The organism is Paenibacillus amylolyticus (assembly GCF_047302515.1).
Lineage (GTDB): Bacteria > Bacillota > Bacilli > Paenibacillales > Paenibacillaceae > Paenibacillus > Paenibacillus amylolyticus_G.
The window spans coordinates 2,235,523-2,253,109 of record NZ_CP168019.1 but is presented as its reverse complement, the minus strand read 5'-3'; the positions used below and the strand labels follow the sequence as shown (position 1 = coordinate 2,253,109).

At 41.7% G+C, this 17,587-nt stretch carries 16 protein-coding genes and 1 pseudogene; 15 read left to right on the top strand and 2 right to left on the bottom strand.

Going from position 1 to position 17,587, the window contains the following annotated elements; genetic code table 11:
* Positions 1 to 85 precede the first annotated feature (85 nt).
* Positions 86 to 334 (top strand): universal stress protein, encoded by a 249-nt coding sequence (locus ACDJ59_RS09675; protein ID WP_413408609.1) that lies wholly within the window; start codon positions 86 to 88, stop codon positions 332 to 334.
* 164 nt (positions 335 to 498) lie between these two features.
* Here the strand turns inward: ACDJ59_RS09675 and ACDJ59_RS09670 are convergent, their stop codons facing one another.
* A complete protein-coding gene (locus ACDJ59_RS09670) occupies positions 499 to 2,055 on the bottom strand; it encodes a BCCT family transporter (protein WP_413408608.1) in 1,557 nt (518 codons plus the stop codon).
* Positions 2,056 to 2,351: 296 nt separating this feature from the next.
* On the opposite strand from ACDJ59_RS09670, the gene ACDJ59_RS09665 reads away from it, so the two are divergent.
* The 3 genes from ACDJ59_RS09665 to ilvD all read left to right on the top strand — a co-directional run bounded on the left by ACDJ59_RS09665 (position 2,352) and on the right by ilvD (position 5,536).
* On the top strand, positions 2,352 to 2,567 hold the full coding sequence (locus ACDJ59_RS09665) for a hypothetical protein (protein ID WP_413408607.1): 216 nt from the start codon (positions 2,352 to 2,354) through the stop codon (positions 2,565 to 2,567).
* Between the two features lie 596 nt (positions 2,568 to 3,163).
* Positions 3,164 to 3,829, top strand: coding sequence for a GntR family transcriptional regulator (locus ACDJ59_RS09660; protein ID WP_076215316.1), 666 nt, complete (start codon positions 3,164 to 3,166; stop codon positions 3,827 to 3,829).
* Positions 3,830 to 3,844: 15 nt separating this feature from the next.
* Positions 3,845 to 5,536, top strand: coding sequence for a dihydroxy-acid dehydratase (gene ilvD / locus ACDJ59_RS09655; RefSeq protein ID WP_413408605.1), 1,692 nt, complete (start codon positions 3,845 to 3,847; stop codon positions 5,534 to 5,536).
* Positions 5,537 to 5,873: 337 nt separating this feature from the next.
* On the opposite strand, the gene ACDJ59_RS09650 is transcribed toward ilvD, so the two are convergent.
* Positions 5,874 to 6,131 (bottom strand): GlsB/YeaQ/YmgE family stress response membrane protein, encoded by a 258-nt coding sequence (locus tag ACDJ59_RS09650; RefSeq protein ID WP_024630063.1) that lies wholly within the window; start codon positions 6,129 to 6,131, stop codon positions 5,874 to 5,876.
* A gap of 154 nt (positions 6,132 to 6,285) precedes the next feature.
* On the opposite strand from ACDJ59_RS09650, the gene ACDJ59_RS09645 reads away from it, so the two are divergent.
* From ACDJ59_RS09645 to ACDJ59_RS09595, 11 genes and pseudogenes are all read left to right on the top strand, one after another.
* Positions 6,286 to 6,993 (top strand): response regulator transcription factor, encoded by a 708-nt coding sequence (locus tag ACDJ59_RS09645; protein ID WP_413408603.1) that lies wholly within the window; start codon positions 6,286 to 6,288, stop codon positions 6,991 to 6,993.
* A 71-nt stretch (positions 6,994 to 7,064) separates the two neighbouring features.
* A complete protein-coding gene (locus ACDJ59_RS09640; protein WP_413408601.1) occupies positions 7,065 to 8,429 on the top strand; it encodes a sensor histidine kinase in 1,365 nt (454 codons plus the stop codon).
* Positions 8,430 to 8,530: 101 nt separating this feature from the next.
* Entirely contained in the window at positions 8,531 to 9,235 is a 705-nt protein-coding gene (locus ACDJ59_RS09635) for a hypothetical protein (protein ID WP_413408599.1), read from the top strand.
* A 333-nt stretch (positions 9,236 to 9,568) separates the two neighbouring features.
* Entirely contained in the window at positions 9,569 to 10,591 is a 1,023-nt protein-coding gene (locus ACDJ59_RS09630) for a LacI family DNA-binding transcriptional regulator (protein ID WP_341007662.1), read from the top strand.
* 441 nt (positions 10,592 to 11,032) lie between these two features.
* Positions 11,033 to 12,220, top strand: coding sequence for an MFS transporter (locus ACDJ59_RS09625; RefSeq protein WP_413408597.1), 1,188 nt, complete (start codon positions 11,033 to 11,035; stop codon positions 12,218 to 12,220).
* Between the two features lie 45 nt (positions 12,221 to 12,265).
* Complete coding sequence (locus ACDJ59_RS09620) at positions 12,266 to 13,453, top strand: MFS transporter (protein WP_413408596.1); 1,188 nt, start codon at positions 12,266 to 12,268, stop codon at positions 13,451 to 13,453.
* A 27-nt stretch (positions 13,454 to 13,480) separates the two neighbouring features.
* Positions 13,481 to 14,383 carry a shikimate dehydrogenase gene (aroE, locus tag ACDJ59_RS09615; protein ID WP_413408594.1) on the top strand — a complete coding sequence of 301 codons (903 nt, stop codon included), beginning with the start codon at positions 13,481 to 13,483 and terminating at the stop codon, positions 14,381 to 14,383.
* A gap of 286 nt (positions 14,384 to 14,669) precedes the next feature.
* A complete protein-coding gene (locus tag ACDJ59_RS09610) occupies positions 14,670 to 15,887 on the top strand; it encodes a DNA polymerase IV (protein ID WP_413409762.1) in 1,218 nt (405 codons plus the stop codon).
* Positions 15,884 to 16,249, top strand: a complete 366-nt coding sequence (locus ACDJ59_RS09605; protein WP_413408593.1) for a YolD-like family protein — start codon at positions 15,884 to 15,886, stop codon at positions 16,247 to 16,249. Before ACDJ59_RS09610 ends, ACDJ59_RS09605 begins: the two co-directional genes overlap by 4 nt.
* Positions 16,233 to 16,601, top strand: coding sequence for a hypothetical protein (locus ACDJ59_RS09600; RefSeq protein ID WP_413408592.1), 369 nt, complete (start codon positions 16,233 to 16,235; stop codon positions 16,599 to 16,601). The genes ACDJ59_RS09605 and ACDJ59_RS09600 overlap by 17 nt, the downstream gene beginning before the upstream one ends.
* Before the next feature lie 281 nt (positions 16,602 to 16,882).
* Positions 16,883 to 17,497: pseudogene (locus ACDJ59_RS09595) on the top strand (RCC1 domain-containing protein); the annotation flags it as partial.
* Positions 17,498 to 17,587 lie beyond the last annotated feature (90 nt).

The following is a 17,587-nucleotide window of genomic DNA, read 5'->3' as shown; positions in this document are numbered from 1 at the left end:
TACCTTGGTTAATGTCAGCCAAGATTATGTGTCGATTGGCATGACATATGTACCAGAGAATTTTTTGTAAGACATACTGAACGAAATGGAAAAAGCGAGTTTGGAACTGTTGCACCAAGCCAAATCTAAATTAAAGTCTGCGGGGATTAACCCGGAAACTGTTCAGCTTAAGGGAGATCCTGGGCATGAAATATTGAATTATGCAAGGGATACCGAGCAGCAACTTATTATTATCGGAAGCCGTGGGCTAAGGGGCATAAGAGAAATGATGCTTGGAAGTGTCAGTCACAAGGTTTCACAGCTATCAAGTTGTCCGGTCCTCATTGTACATTAACTCCTCCGGGAACTGGGGAACGTTCATAGTATAAATAAGTGTTAGTAATCATTCAGCCTGGGGTTCAAGCAGAACTCATGACAGATCTCAAAAGCTCAATACCATAAAACTAACAAAAGCCCGCAAGGACGCGGGCTTTTGTTAGTTTTAACATCAAGTATACATTACCTGCCGGAAATTTCATTCAGCGAGATTTCTTGTTCCTCCAGCAGTCGTTTCAGCTTTTGGCGCTGCCGTTTTTCCTTCTGACGGCGCTCTTTATCCTCAGCCTTTAGAGCCTTGAGCAGGGAGAAACACATACCGATAAGGACAATAGCGAACGGCAATGCGGTTACTATGGATGCCGTCTGGAGGCCAGTTAACCCCCCGCTGATTAGCAGTACTACCGCGATGGCGGACTGCATGATTCCCCAGGTCAATTTCACTCTTGTACTTGGGTCCAACTTGCCATCTGAAGTGAGCATGCCCAGTACAAAGGTAGCCGAATCAGCCGACGTAATAAAGAAGATCATGATCAGGAGTGTAGCGATGGATGCTACGATCGTGCCCAAAGGCAGCTGCTCCAGCATAAGGAATAAAGCGGTTGTTGTATCTTCCTTGACGGCCTCCGCCAGATGAGCAGCATTGAACAATTCCATGTGAAGTCCTGTTCCGCCAAAGACGGAGAACCAGATAAATCCGAAAAGGCTTGGAATAACCATGACGTAAATTACAAATTCCTTTATGGTTCTTCCTCTGGATACCCTTGCGATAAAAGTGCCGACAAAAGGAGCCCACGAGATCCACCATGCCCAGTAAAATAACGTCCATGCTCCAATCCAGGTTTCTCTTGAGAACGGCGTCAGTCTCAAACTCATGTTAATAATATTCTGCATGTAACTGCCCAAGGTTGTTGTGAATGTGTCAAATATAAAAGAAGTCGGTCCAGTCACCAATACAAACAACATCAATAGCACAGCTATAACGAGGTTGACGTTGCTCAGAATTTTAATACCTTTATCCAGACCGGAGGTTGCCGAGATTAAAAACAGCACGGTTACAACTGTGATAATGACAACCTGAGTCAGAGTCGAGTTAGGAATACCGAATAAGTGATTCAGACCTCCGCCGATCTGAAGTGCACCCAATCCAAGCGAGGTCGCAACACCAAAGATGGTGGAAATGACCGCCAGAATATCAATGACCTTACCAAGCCAGCCTGCAGCAAGACGCTCACCGATCAGAGGAATAAAGGTGGAACTGATCAGCCCTTTGTATCCTTTCCGGAACTGGAAGTAAGCAAGCGCTAAGCCGATGACGGTATAGATAGCCCAAGGATGTAGCCCCCAGTGGAAAAAGGAATAACGCATTGAAAGTATGGCTGCTTGCGTTGTTTCGGGTACCGCCCCCTCAGGTGCAGATAAATAGTGGGACAGCGGTTCAGCAACTCCCCAGAAAACCAGCCCGATGCCCATACCCGCGCTAAACAGCATGGACAGCCAGGAAATCGTAGAATACTCCGGCTCATCATCGTCATCCCCAAGTCTAATACTGCCAAATCGGCTGAACGCCAGATAGAAAGCAAAGATCAGGAAGAACAGTGTCGCTAGCAAGTAAAACCAGCCAAAATTCTGAATAGAGAAGTTGTAGGCAACATTAGCCACATCCGCCAGCTGATCAGGAGCGACAGCTCCCCATATTGCAAACAGTGCAACGATGATAATTGTGATTGTAAATACCATGATGGGACCTCCATTATGTAAGCTTCAGCCAACTGTTCCTTAGTATGTGCTAGTCCAACTTGTAATATTTCGAAAAGCTAGCTGTTGATAAATTAAAACAAACCGCCATGTAATGAAACACTCAGCGGTTTATTCGTTCCCTTTTCCGTTGCCCTTATGAAGAAAATCGGATATGAGTTCAAAGGGATAAATATGATATTAGTGGGGAATTAGCGACAAAGATTCAAGATATATTAGGATATAAGGAATGCAGATTTCTCACCTGTTCCTGAAAACGTAAAGAAAGGGGGGGATAAATGGCCATTTTATCAACTGGGCCGATCGAGAATAATCCGGTCAGTGGTGTAAGACCAACACAACAGCTGACCATTAATATTGATAATAGAAATTTGGTTACGAATGCAATTGTTTTGATTCAGGGTTATTACCTAAACGGGACTAGAACGGAATATATACTCGAATTAATTAGCGTAAATCCAAATCAAGCCATAAAAAAAGATTATTTTGCTTAGTATCTTCTGAACAACTTGACGAAACATAAGAAGCAAGAACTTGATAATATTTGTATTTTTGCGAGATAAACTAAAGGAACACGGTGTAAAATCAAAGCTTGAAACTATGTCGTGGAAAATGCTCTAAACGTTTTCAATGCGCATGGGCATGAACTTAAATGGATTTGCTGTTCAGAAAGAAGCAACCAGAATGACATTGTTCCATTTAAAGTTGTCCAGGGACAAGAACATATTCCCATTGAAGTCGCTATATTTAAGCGGCTTTTTTTATTTTATCGGTACAAGTTCGTGTCCCGAGCCAAGGACAAGAACATCGTCCGATTGCCGATTAGATGTGTACTTAAGTACATAAGCCCTTATTAGTACCAAATAATTTTATATAAGAACAGAATCATATTAAAATATATTACTTATGTAACATTTCTCAAAGAAAGACTCTTCAACTATAGTCTTTCTTTTTTGTATCAAACTCTCAATAAAAACAGGTAGTTATCTGGATAAACTTATGGAGCGAGTAAAAAATGAAATAATAATTGCTTCTCGATTGTGTATGCGATATATTGCATATAAGAATAATTGTAATGAGGATGAAAACAATGCCAATTCCTAAAGATTTTTCCTTACCAGTCCGTATGTCCGCAAAAGAAAGAGCGTTTTCTCAGATTCAGCGATGGATCATTGATGGAACACTGCAACCAGGTGAAAAGCTTATTGATGCGGAAATGGCTGAATCGCTTGGAGTCAGCCGGACACCGATTCGGGAGGCATTTCAGTTACTCGAAGTTCAAGGCCTCGTGTCCATGCATCCAGGAAAAGAAACAAAAGTAACGAATATTGAGAAAAACGATATTTTTAAGATGTATTCAACGATGGCTGCTCTTCAGGCCTTAGCTGCTGAAATCACCGCCCAAACTATTGTTCCAGAACAGATCGAGAAACTACGATCCATAAATTTGGAATTCGCAAGTTCTATTAAAAATGGACAAGTTTATCAGGCTATGGAGGTGGATGAGCAATTTCATAATTATATTGTGGAGCTCTCAGATAATCCTTATGTAGCTACATTTAATACATCTCTTCAGATTCACATTAGGCGATTTAAATACGTATTTTTAAAACAACCTATTACGGCTACACTAGCTTCAGTTGAAGAACATGATCAGATTATTAAAGCTTTTGAAGGCAAAAATAGCAACGATGCCCATAATTTAATGAAACAAAATTTTATTCGACCGATGCAGGAACTGAACAAAATACTTTGAAATGAGGGAAGAAACATGGAAAATAAAAAAGATCTTCGCATTCGAAGCAAGGTAATCAGTGAAGGTGCTAACCGGGTACCGAACAGAGCGATGCTGCGTGCAGTTGGATTTCAAGATGAGGATTTTAAAAAGCCAATGATCGGAATAGCAAGTACGTGGAGTGAAGTAACACCGTGTAATATGCACATCAATGATTTAGCGGTGCAAGCTAAGCAGGGCGCACGTAATAACGGCGGTGCTCCACTAATTTTTAATACGATTACCGTTTCTGATGGGATCTCGATGGGGCATGGCGGGATGTTGTTCTCGCTACCAAGTCGGGAAGCTATAGCTGATTCGATTGAAATTGTGACCGGAGCGGAGCGTTTTGACGGCGTTGTTGCAATCGGTGGGTGTGACAAGAATACGCCTGCATGTTTGATGGCTATTGGACGGATGAACATTCCTTCCGTTTATGTATATGGAGGAACCATTCAACCTGGTAATCTCGACGGTAAAAAAGTGGATATCGTTTCAGCTTTTGAAGCCGTTGGGCAATATCAAGATGGAAAAATGACAGATGAACAATTGCATAAGGTCGAATGCAGTGTTTGTCCAGGTCCAGGGGCTTGCGGGGGGATGTATACCGCTAATACGATGGCCGCAGCTGCAGAAGCAATGGGTATGTGTTTGCCTGGTTCTTCTTCGACATCAGCTATCTCAGCGGATAAAGCATTGGAATGCGAAGCAGCCGGTAAGCAGGTCATCTCACTTCTTGAACAGGAAATCTACCCAAGAGACATTATGACGAAGAAAGCATTTGAGAATGCGATCACCGTTGTTATGGCTCTAGGGGGATCAACCAACGCATTTCTCCATCTGCTAGCTATTGCGCACTCCGTAGAAGTGGATTTAACCTTGGATGATTTTGAACGAATTCGCTTGCGTGTTCCTCATTTGGCAGATCTGAAGCCAAGTGGTCAGTATGTCATGCAGGATTTGAATGATATTGGTGGTGTTTCCGGGGTAATGAAGCTATTGCTCGCTGAGGGATTACTTCATGGGGATTGCCTCACCGTAACTGGTAAAACGTTGGCGGAGAATTTAGCGGAAGCTGCTCCACTTCAGAATGATCAAGAGATTATTCGTCCACTCAATAATCCGCTTAAACCAGATGGACCACTGGTTGTGCTTCGAGGAAACCTAGCTCCTGAAGGCGCTGTTGCCAAAATGTCAGGCATGAAGATACAACAGTTTTCCGGACCGACAAAGGTGTACGATAGCGAAGATGAAGCGACAGAAGCGATCATGAATGATGAAATTCAAGAAGGGGACGTATTGGTCATACGCTATTGCGGACCGAAGGGTGGACCAGGTATGCCTGAGATGCTTTCCGTTACAGCACTCATTGTAGGGAAAGGTCTCGGTGGGAAAGTTGCTCTCATAACAGATGGTAGGTTCTCGGGTGGCTCGCATGGATTTGTAGTCGGCCATGTATCCCCTGAGGCACAAGTAGGTGGACCGATCTCTTTGCTCCAAAATGGAGATATTATCACCATTGATAGCGACATTCAGGAAATTAAGGTTGAAGTGCCAGAAGAAGAGTTGGCCGCTCGAGCGCAAGCTTGGGTACAACCGCCACTGAAAGTGAAGTCCGGTGTACTTGCCAAATATGCTAAATTAGTTTCCTCTGCTTCAAGAGGTGCAGTAACAGATTGGATGGAATAAGACAAATAAACATTAATGCTGCATATAAAATGGGAATGGAGAAGCTGCTACAACGAATGCATGAAGCACGCGAAACAAAAAAACGCATGAAATTATTACCGAAAAATAGCCACAAAAGCAGGGTGGAGGGAACCGCCAAAGTTTTTTACTATACCCTGAGTCGTTCAACTAATTTCACTGCTATTTCTTCGCATCTCCACTAAAGGTATTTCAATTGTAGTAATATTCATAATTTTAAAAAGGACCGTAAGCTTTCATCGATGAATGCTTTCGGTCCTTTTATGTTTATCCTGTACTAATGAACGAAAAAAACGGTATCGGTTTCCGCCTCTCTTGGTTAACGTCTTCGGAAGGCTCCGCCGCGTGCCAGAGCGAAAAAGATCAGCAGGGCAATAATCGAGCCAACGATGGCGGGAATAATATGAAATCCACCAATCACCGGCCCCCTTGGTCCCAGCAATTCCGTTCCTAACCAGGAACCGATAAAACCCGCAATAATGTTCCCAAGTACACCGCCCGGTACGTCCCGCCCAATCAAGTTGCCGCTTAACCAGCCAATAAGTCCACCAACAATGAGTACCCAGAGCAGATCCATGCATTGTTCTCCTTTCTTCGAGTTTATTACAAGTTATGTTGGGCTGAGTGGAATATACCTCACCTTCCAGTTGGTGGAGGAATCTAAAGTGTCTGTGCTAAGATGAGGGTAAATGATGATTCAAGCTGGGGAACAAGGCTAGAAGGGGTGCACATTGAAGAAAATACTTGTCATTGATGATGAAATCGCAATCAGAGATTTAATTGAGCTTGTACTGAGAAGAGAAAACTACGTCGTTCAAACGGCTGAAAACGGTAAAATAGCCCTGCAGCTGCTGGATACTTTTCAACCGGATCTGGTGGTGCTTGATTTGATGCTTCCTGACTGTTCCGGATATGACCTGTGCAAGGAAATCACCGGGAAACGTGCCGTTCCTGTGATCATGCTCTCTGCTAAAAATGAGGTGATCGACAAGGTGTTGGGACTAGAGCTAGGGGCGGAAGATTACATGACCAAACCCTTTGACAATCGTGAATTGCTCGCTCGGATCAAGGTGATTCTGAGAAGAAACGAGAGCAAGGAGGAATCAAGTGAAGGAACAGAAGTGAAATCTACACGCATCATTCATGAAGAGCTGACATTTGATCTGGAAAGCCGAAGGGTGCTGAAAAACGATGTAGCCGTGTCTTTAACGGCCAAAGAGTTTAAAATTCTGGAAACGTTACTTAAAAGGCCAGACAAAATCTTTACCCGGGATGAGCTGCTGCAGATCGGATGGGGATATGACTTTATGGGAGACAGTCGCAGTGTGGATATGACCATCATGCGATTACGGAAGAAGCTGGAGGATAACGCCGACGAACCGAAATATGTCAGGACGATCTATGGATTTGGCTATCAACTTGGAGGTGGCGAGGCCTGAAGTATGCAACCCGGTTACTGCTGAATTATTTATTTTTCTCCGTGCTGTCCTTTGGCATCATCATTTTTGCGGTGAATAAAGCCATCGATTACTACAGCTTCATTACCATTGAGAAACAGATGATGGAGAAGGCGGATCTGTCTGAGTTGTCCTTCCGTGAGGTGTTATCTCAGCATAGGTCATCTTCAGGAGAGCCCCAGACCAAGGAAATTGCCAGACTTGCTCTGGAGAAGCTGAAAGCTTCAGGCAAGGAAGTACGTATCTATGACAGCTCCAAGCAGTTGCTGGGCTTGGCTGTGGATGGCATCATCATTAATGATGGCAAACCTCTTATTTTTGAAAAGAATATTGAGAAAGCCCTGAGCGGCAGTTATGCCTACACCGTAACGGAAGATCATCTGCTTTATTTTGCGACTCCCATTCAGGATCAATTCTACGAGAACGCTTATGTGTATGAGTTCGTGGAGGACATTTCCTACTTTTATGCGATTATAGATCAAATCCGTTATATCCTGTTTGCGGGTGCAGGCGGATTTATTGTGCTGATTACGTTATCCAGCCTGTGGATTGCCCGCAACACAACCAAGCCGATTAAGCAGTTGCTTGGCGCTGCGCAAAGTTTCTCCAGACAGGAGTTTCGGAGAGTTCATCTAAACCGGAAGGATGAGTTGGGCATGCTGGCAGATGGGCTGGACTCCATGGGGCGGCAGCTTCATGATTACATTCAGTACCAGAAACAATTTGTCTCCAACGTATCTCACGAGTTAAAAACACCCTTGGCAGCCATTCGTGGTTTCTCTCAATACTTGGTTGAAGGGGAGACTGAGAACAAGGAGCTGCAAAATATATATGCTCATCTGCTGCAGGAATCGGATCGGCTGACACGTTTGATTAATGAACTGTTGTTGTTATCCCGATTCGACAAGGCTGGTTCTAACGAACTGGAACTTGAGAAGACGGAAATGAACGAACTGATTCAGCAAGTCGCAATGAATATGGGAGCCAAGGCTAAGGATAAAGAGATCGAGATCAGAGTCAGTCAAGCGGAGGAAGAACCGGATGATGAGGGTAAGACAAGAGTTTACGCCAACGTAAATCCAATGCTGATGTCTCATGCGATCGCCAATCTTGTGGATAATGCCATCAAATATTCCGGCAGTCCATCGCTGATCGAATTGAATTTGGAATATACGCCAAGCGAGGTAGTTATACGGATACGTGATCAAGGTATCGGCATCTCGGGCGAGGAGCTGGAGCGAGTGCAGGAACGCTTTTATCGGGCGAAAAATGCTAGCACAGCAAACGGCTCAGGTCTTGGACTTTCCATTTGCAAAGAGATTGTAGAGCGGTTTAATGGATATATCGACATCGAAAGTCAAATCGGGGAAGGAACGACCGTTACCATTGTGTTGCCCCGTGCGGAAACACAATCGTAAATAATTAACGTTACAAGATTGGTACATTTCTGTTATGAGACTAACAAATGTTTTATTTATAATCACTTCATAAGAACAAATCACACATTTATGGAGGGATCATGATGAAATTGATAAACAAAGCAACAGGTGTTATCGTACTAGGCGCTTTACTAACGGTGGCATTAGCGGGCTGTCAGTCCAATGATGCTACGCCCCCAGCTACCGGACAGAACACAGCGAATGAACAGAGCAAAGGCGAAGGAGCAACAAATGCTAATGCGCCTGCTTCCGAAAGTTCTGAAGAAAAGGGTACTGAAGCTATTAAAGAAGGTTCGATGGAGAAGGAAGGCAATGTAGTGCTGAAGGAGCTTGCTTTTGTCTATAATGAGCACACCATTGCGATTTCGGATACAGCGAATGAAGTTCAGATGGAACAGATGCTGGGCAAACCGGATAATCTGAAATCTCATACGTACAGCGCCGACGATGGAACAAACATGGATACGTTAATCGGTTTTACAGAAAAGGTATACACGTATCCTGGTCTGGAGATTAAAACAATCAGTATACCGGAGGGAAAACAAGACTCCATCTTTCATATCGAAATCACAGATCCTAAGTACACGACAGTGCGAAACATTAAAGCAGGAGATAGCCTGGATACACTCAAAAACGCCTACCCTGAGGGGAAACTGCTTGGTGATGGAGCCCCTGATGAGGAGGATGACTTCCGTTACGAGCCATCCAATTATGTGGATGTGATGTCGTTTCATATCAAGGATGCCAAGGTGGAGAGTATTCAGATCTACAGCCTTCTGGACTGATTTTTAGTGATCGATGTTGGTAAGCCATTCATACGATTCATCATTAATACCTGCCCGAGAGAGGGGCAGGTATTTTCTAGTATTGTCTATTCTTATGAAAGGAATCGCTCCAGTTTGTCGAGTGACTGGAACATATTGCCATTGAAGTCGCTATTTTAGCAGCTCTTTTAAGCTGACGGCAGGTTAGCATGGTGATAGGGTTTTTCTGATTGTCTAGGAGGGGAATATAACTGTATTATCTGTACCCAGGCTGTTACGATCAGATATAATAGAAAATAGTTATTAGTCAGATTATATAGTATCAATATACTTAGAAAAGAAGTTGGTGAAATAATGAGAAAAAACACAAACTCAAAAAAACGAATAACCTTGAAGGATGTAGCAGAGCACGCAGGTGTTTCTACAACGACTGCTTCACTAGTGGTTAGAAATAATCCCAGAATTCCACAAGCCACTCGTGAAAGAGTTTTAAATTCAATTGAGGAATTAGGTTACATCTACGACAGGGTAGCTGCAAATATGCGCTCACAAAGTTCAAATTTGGTTGGAGTAATTGTGACCAATATTGCAAATAAATTCATTTCAGAATTTCTGATTGGAGCACAAAATAAACTTGAGGAATTCGGATACACTGTATTACTTGGTACAACTTCTGACAATGCAACAAAGCAACAAAATTTAATCTCTACTATGGTAGAACATAGAATTGACGGTCTGATTTTAAATCCTTCTTCCATTAGTTTAGAGAAGACCGTAAAACAATTAAATAATCTGAAAACCCCTCTGGTACTAGCTAATCGGGAATTGTACAGCATTAGCGCTGATTATGCAGGTATCGACTATGAAGAAGGAGCATACCTGGCTACGACGCACTTAGCAAAAAAAGGACATCAAAGAATTGCATTTCTAGGTGGTGTCAAAGAATCTTCGACATGGGTAAAAAGGATGGATGGATATCGTAAGGCCTTCAAAGACCATAATCTAGAACTCGAAGAGAGTATCATAATAGCTAGCGATCCTACAAGCGAAGGAGGAGAGGAAGCTGCGAGGTTATTATTAAAATCCCCAAATCCTCCTTCAGCCATTTTTTGCTTTAGTGATTTGATTGCTTTTGGAGTCATGAAAGTCTTAACTAAAGAGGGCATCGTTGTTGGTCGTGACGTAGATGTTGTCGGATTTGATAATATACCTGATGCAGAAAATTACCACCCGCCTCTGACAACGGTCTCATCCTTTCCTAAATTGATAGGCATTCAAGCAGCCAAGCTTCTGCATAGCAAGATTATTGGTGAGAATGAAGGAATTCAGCGTATGATTCTTAAACCAGAGCTGGTCATAAGAGATACATCTAAATAGAAAAATCCCCCAAAATAAAATGATGGATGAAACTGAAAAACACCTCCGAGTGAGAAAATGGATCGTGATCTAACGTTCCAAGTATCTCTCGAAGGTGTTTTTTTGATTTTCACATTTTAATACTTAAGATAGCCCTACTAGGACACAGAATATAATAACTAAAAAAACCCTGTGAAATTTATCACAATATTGACACATTTTTTTGTGAGGAGTATAGTAATTTTTGCGCACGAATTAGTATATCGATATACTTGATTTCATCCTTATAATTAAAAGTATAATTCATTTAAATTCATTCTATTTTGTACATCGATATACTTCGGTTTATGCATCAAGGTATATTTCCTAATATAGGAGTACAGAATTGTATCATTAGGGGGCAAAGAAATGTAATTATTATATCGAGTTGTTGAACTTGTATTTTAGCAAAGGGGACAACAAATGAAATATCCGCACCTAAAAATGGGATTAGGGATTTACCTAAGCTATTTACTATTGGGAATGGTCAGTATCATGCTCGCTTCAAATATGAATTTTTTATCCGAGCGACTACATGTTGTCCCAACAGACATCAGCTTGCTTATCTCTGTTGTTGGGATTGGCCACTTAGTAACAATAAATATTGCTGGTAAGTTATCCGATCGTTTTGGCAGAAAACCTTTGATCATTGCAGCTGCGTTGCTATACGCTGTTTTTCTTGTTGGAATACCATTAACAACTCACTTTCAGATTGCGCTCTTATTCGCTTTTTTAGCCGGAATAAGTAATTCGCTTCTGGATTCCGGTTCTTACCCAGCCTTGAATGAAAGCTATCAAGAAGCAGCAGGCACTGCAATTGTGTTAATAAAAGCATTTATGTCAGTAGGAGCCATCATTCTACCGGCTTTAGTAACATTTTTAATGTCTAAAGAACTATTTTTTGGTTATGCATTTTTCATTCCTGCCATTCTGTTTGTTTTTTTAGGTATGTATTTTGTGACCATTCGCTTTCCTGGAATGACTGCCCAAAACTCCGACAAGGAGAAAAACGAGAAGCTTTCCAGTGATCAGAAGACTGACTTGTATAGTTGGAAAGAAGGTTCTGCCCTGGTCATCATCGGTTTTTTTTCTGTATCGTTGTCAACAGTCATTCAGACATGGCTGCCTACTTATGGTAACCAAGTCTTACAGCTAAATGAGAAAAAGGCAGTGGAGTTACTTAGTTTTTACAGCATGGGTGGATTAATCTGTATCTTGGTGCTTGCTTTCTTATTGAAAAAGTTCATTAAACCTATTACGGCAATGGTCGTTACACCTGCAATAGCAACCGTCGTTTTAATTGTACTGCTGGCGTTCCGTAATCCAGTCATTGCTCCGTTTATTGCATTTTTTCTTGGGTTGTTCACCTCAGGAATGTATCAATTAGCTATGACAGTCATGATTGATTTATTTCCAGCTAGAAAAGGGGTAAGCGTATCTTATGTAAGTGCTTCTGCTAGCGTAGCTTTTATGGTTATTCCTTTTATCACAAGTTTACTCGTTAAACATATAGGAATATCTGCTGTGTTTTATTTTGACTTATGTATTGCTGTGATGAGTACATGTCTGGCGCTTTATTTATCAAAGCAAATAAGATCATTTTCAAAATAATGTTTCACTAAAAATTTGCTTGTAATATACACGGAGGGGAAGCAAATGAAGAATCCATATATTAAAACGTCTCTTGGCATGTACTTGAATTACTTTATGCTTGGGATGATCAATATCATTATAGCTTCAAATATGAGTTCCCTATCAGATAACTACAATCAACCTGTTGAAAAGATTAGTTTGCTTGTTTCTGCAATTGGTATCGGTAAGCTGATAGCTCTATTCTTTGCCGGCCGGTTGTCCGATAAAATCGGTCGTAAACCAATCATCATTACAGGAAGTTTTCTGTATTTACTTTTCCTTGTTGGTATTCCTTTAGTGTCAAGCTATCCTGTGGCCTTTGTATTGGCCATCACTGCCGGAATAGCAAATTCATTACTGGATTCAGGAACATACCCAGCATTGATTGAGTCATTTCCTAAGAAATCTAGTTCGGCTACGGTTTTGGTCAAAGCGATCATGTCCATCGGAGCCACGTTACTGCCATTCATTCTCGCGTATCTAGTTGCCAACGATATCTCTTGGGGCTGGTCATTTTATGCTTTGGGAATCTTATTCCTGATCAGTGGAATTTACTTGATCTTTATGCCGTTCCCATCGTTTAAGTCCCACTCAAAAGATGAAGCAGACAGTGAAACCTACAAAAATCGTTTCAAGGAAGAACCGAAGTTTTGGGGAGAAGGATTGGCAATCATCCTTATCGGTTTTACTTCCACAGCATTGTTTGTGGTTTGGCAAACATGGCTTCCAGAGCTTGGGTCTAAATATATTGGACTAAGTGAGAATGTCTCGATAAAACTTTTAAGTTACTTTAGCATTGGGGCATTGGTTTCGGTACTTTTGCTTGCAGCTGTATTAGACAAGTTTATAAAACCAATTACTGTGATGATCTTATATCCAACGATAGCCTTCCTATCCATGCTGAGCTTGTTCTTTATTCAATCATATACAATTGTTATCATTATGACGTTTATCTTGGGATTGTCCACTTCAGGTACCTTCCAATTGGCTATCACTATAATGACAAGATTCTTCGTCAAAAACAAAGGAACGACAACATCTTATGTGAATATAGCAGGAAGTGCTGCTTTTATATTAGTTCCCTTTATATCGAGCTTCTTGGTGGGACAGATCGGTATTTCCATGACACTTGTTTTTGATATGGTCATTGCATGTTTGAGTGTATTGCTTGCAGTTTTTGTACTTATCCGAGGAAAAAAAGTGTTTCAATAAAAATTCAACTCATAAGGAGTCTTTCAAATGAATAACGATAAAAATCTTGCCAAAATTGACGCAAAAACAACTTTAGTTGGATTACTTGCAACACCAATCGGACATAGCGTTTCCCCACAAATGCATAATGTGGGTTATACGATCAGTGGGTTGAACTATGCATATTTGGCTTTTGAGGTTGGGCCAGAGAAATTGAAAGAAACAGTTGAAGGTATGAAAGCAATGGGCGTTGCAGGATTCAATGTATCCATGCCAAACAAAATTGATGTTATTCAGTATTTGGACGAGCTGGATGATACCGCTAAATTCTCAAGAGCCAGTAATACCGTCGTAAATAAAAATGGCAAGTTGGTCGGATTTAATACGGACGGATTAGGTTACGTAAAAAATCTTGAAGAACATGCAGTCGAGCTAAACGGGAAAAAAGTAACTTTAGTCGGTTCTGGAGGTGCTGCAACACCGATCGCTATTCAGTTGGTTCAATCAGGCATTAAAGAGATTAGTATCTTCGCCAGAAATGACAAATTCTTCTCCAAGGCAGAAGAAAATGCAGCATATATTAACAATGAGATGAAACACTTCGGCGTGAAGGCTAACGTTTTCCCTTTGGAAGATAAAGAAGCATTTCGTAAAGAAATCGCAGAAAGTGCTATCTTAGCGAACGCTACAAGCTTGGGCATGAAACCTTTAGACGAATTGAGTATTGTTGACGATGTAGAAGATGTGTTACGCAAAGATTTGGTAGTAACCGATGTTGTATACAATCCTCGCAAAACAAAACTGTTAAAACAGGCCGAAGCTGCTGGTGCCAAAGCGATTAACGGTCTCGGTATGGTGTTATGGCAAGGCGCACTTGCTTACAAACTATTTACAGGAGAAGATATGCCAATTGCAGAGGTGAAAGAGAGCGTATTTGGTACAGAAATATGAATGGATAATAGGGTAAGTTAATATTAGAGTTATTACAGTTAAATACCAAAAACTGCTCTTATTAAAGTCGCTATGTTTAGCGGCTTTTTTCTTTTTCCGGTATAAGTTCGTTTTCTGAGCCAACGACACGAACTTATACCGATTGCCGAAATGGGCAAAATATAGTCCGACTAATATAAATATTTACCTCTTGCATAAAGAACGTGTGTTCGGTTTATAATATATACAAACATACGTTCTTAAAAGTACAGGGGTGATTTCAGTGTTGACTAAGCAGCGAACCATTATGCTCATTGATATGCAGAGCTTTTATGCTTCAGTCGAAAAGGCGAAAATGCCTCAATACAAAAATAGTCCACTCGCCGTCGCAGGCGATCCAGCAAGACGTTCTGGAATTATTCTTGCCGCATGTCCATTAGCCAAAGCTAAGGGGGTGTCTACCGCGGAACCACTCTGGCAGTCCCTTCAGAAGTGCCCTGAACTGATCATTGTGAAACCCCACATGCAAGAATACATCGAAGTATCCACTCAAATCATGTCCATTATTGAGGAGTTCACCGACCTAGTCGAACCGTACAGTATAGACGAATTATTCGCTGATTTTACAGGGTCTATGCATCTATTTGGTAACGATCCAATCGATCTGGCCAAGCAAATTCAAGACAAAATCTATAATGAAACAGGCGTTTACGCAAGAGCTGGCATTGGTGAAAACAAAATCATCAGTAAATTGTGCTGCGATATGATTGCTAAAAAAGCAGAGGGTGGCATTTTCCACTTAAAGAAAGAGGAATTACACCTCCACATTGGAGATAAGCCCATCCGCGATATGTGGGGGATTGGCTCAAGAATGGAAAAACATCTGTGGAAGATGGGCATCCGAACCATTAGAGACCTGGCGAATACGCCTCTTTCTAAATTAAGAAGTAAGTGGGGTGTTAATGGAGAAGTCATCTGGCGAGTGGCAAATGGACTCGACAATTCACCGGTAACCGTCAACACACACAGTACACAAAAGGATATCGGAAACGGAATGACCCTGCCAAGAGATTTCATAGAGGCTTGGGAGATCGAAGTAGTTATCCTAGATATCTGTACAGAAGTGTGCAGAAGAGCCCGTAAAAAGGGACTGATGGGTAGTGTCGTTTCCGTGAGTGTATCTGGAGCCGACTTCGACCAACCAACGGGTTTTCACAGGCAAGTTAAACTGTCTGATCCAACAAACATAACCGTTGATGTGTGCAAACTAGCCAAACGCATATTTCATCAACATTGGGATGGGCAACCTGTGCGCCGTGTTGGCGTATCCCTGTCTCAATTATCCAACGCGGATACATATCAACTATCTTTCTTTGATGATCAGGAGCAGAAACGAGCCATTGATCAGGTGATGGACGACATTAAGGATCGATTTGGCGACATTGCCATTCTACGAGCGAGCTCCATTACGGCTGCTGGCCAAGCGATCGATAGAGCATCTAAAATTGGGGGGCATTACAAATGAGCAAAAAACTGGAGGCCAATGGATTATGGGAATCGAGCCGCATGATGCTTCCACAACATAAAGAACGAATTATACAGCATCGTACTCAAATTCATTATCAAACAAAACCATTGATTCATCAAGATGAGTGGGAGATTATTACTCAGAATATAGATATGTCTTTCAAATATACATTGCAAGCCGCCTTTGAAGTATTTAATGAGTCAGGCAATCGGTATATACACGGAATCGTCACTTCAGTCAGTTCCTTTGGAAACAAAATAAAAATTGAAATGAATAATGGATTTGAATGGGTCGATTTTGATCAATTGGTCACTGTAAAACTTGAAGAAGGAGGCGTGTACAGTGAGACAGACTTCTGAGGAACTTTCACTCGTAAAGAGGGTGGTAGAGCTCCCTTATCTTTTAGGTGCTCTTGAGGTAGATAAGCACAAAATATACGCTTCAAACTTTAAGATGAAATCTGTGTATGCTGACTACCTGGACGGTACCCAAAAGAAAATTGCTTTAGAGATGTACAAATCAAAACAAAGTTTAAAACAACATCATATTAAAATAATAGATGAAAAGAGATCCGAGCTGAGTTTAACGGTAGACTATTCGGTAAGAGGTTACCTTCATAAAATGACACTATTGTGGAGCAAAGTGAAAGTGGATGTAACCTTAATGCTTACTGAACATATGAGTGTTGATATTACTGATATGACAAGATAAACATAGAGTTAGAGCAGAATACGGTTTATAACGGTATAGGGTGGATATAATGCAGTTATAACCATTGTTTTCTTCTCCCTATTGGGTAAACCGACCTTTGAAGTTGAAAGGTCGGTATTTTTTGCCTCAAATTTTTAGATTGTGGTTCCACTATCTTAATAGCTAGGAGTATTAGAATACAACGTCGAATAAGAATACTAAGTTAGTGTCCTTTTGACCGTTTTCTGTGAAGATATGAACGCCACACTTTATGACTTACAGTTGAGCTAACGGAGGATTTTAAGCATGACCAATGCAATGTATGCGAATGGTGCGATATAGTAACCGTTTCGGCAGGTTGGTGCCGTACTGTTGGGGTTAAATCTGATGGCACTGTGGTTGCGGTGGGGCGAAATAATGAAGGCGAATGCAACGTGAGCAGCTGGCATGATATTGTATCGGTCACGACGGGTGACTGGCATACAGTCGGTCTAAAAATAGACGGAACGGTAACAGCAGTTGGTAACAATAAATATAACCAATGTAGCGTAAACAACTGGAGCGACATATTGGCTGTTTCGGCGGGGTATCTTCATACGGTTGGGCTTAGATCGGATGGTACGGTAGTGGCTGTGGGTAGAAATAATGAAGGTGAATGCGACGTAAGCGGTTGGCGTGATATTGTAGCAGTTGCAGCGGGGAGTTACCATACCATTGGTCTTAAGTCTGACGGTACGACGGTTGCTGTGGGTTCAAATAAACATCACCAATGCGATGTAAGTGTCTGGCATGACATTAGAGCTGTTTCGGCGGGATGTGCCCACACGATTGGACTAAAAACTGATGTTACGTTAGTTACTGTGGGTGATAATGATTATGGACAATGTGATGTAAGCGGATGGAGTAACATCCACTAGCAGCCCGGTCCTCAGGTACGCCGATCCAATTTCAGCTTATAAGTCTCGCTCCCGCTGCTTCAGGCATTGTACTTAGTTTGCATAGCGCGA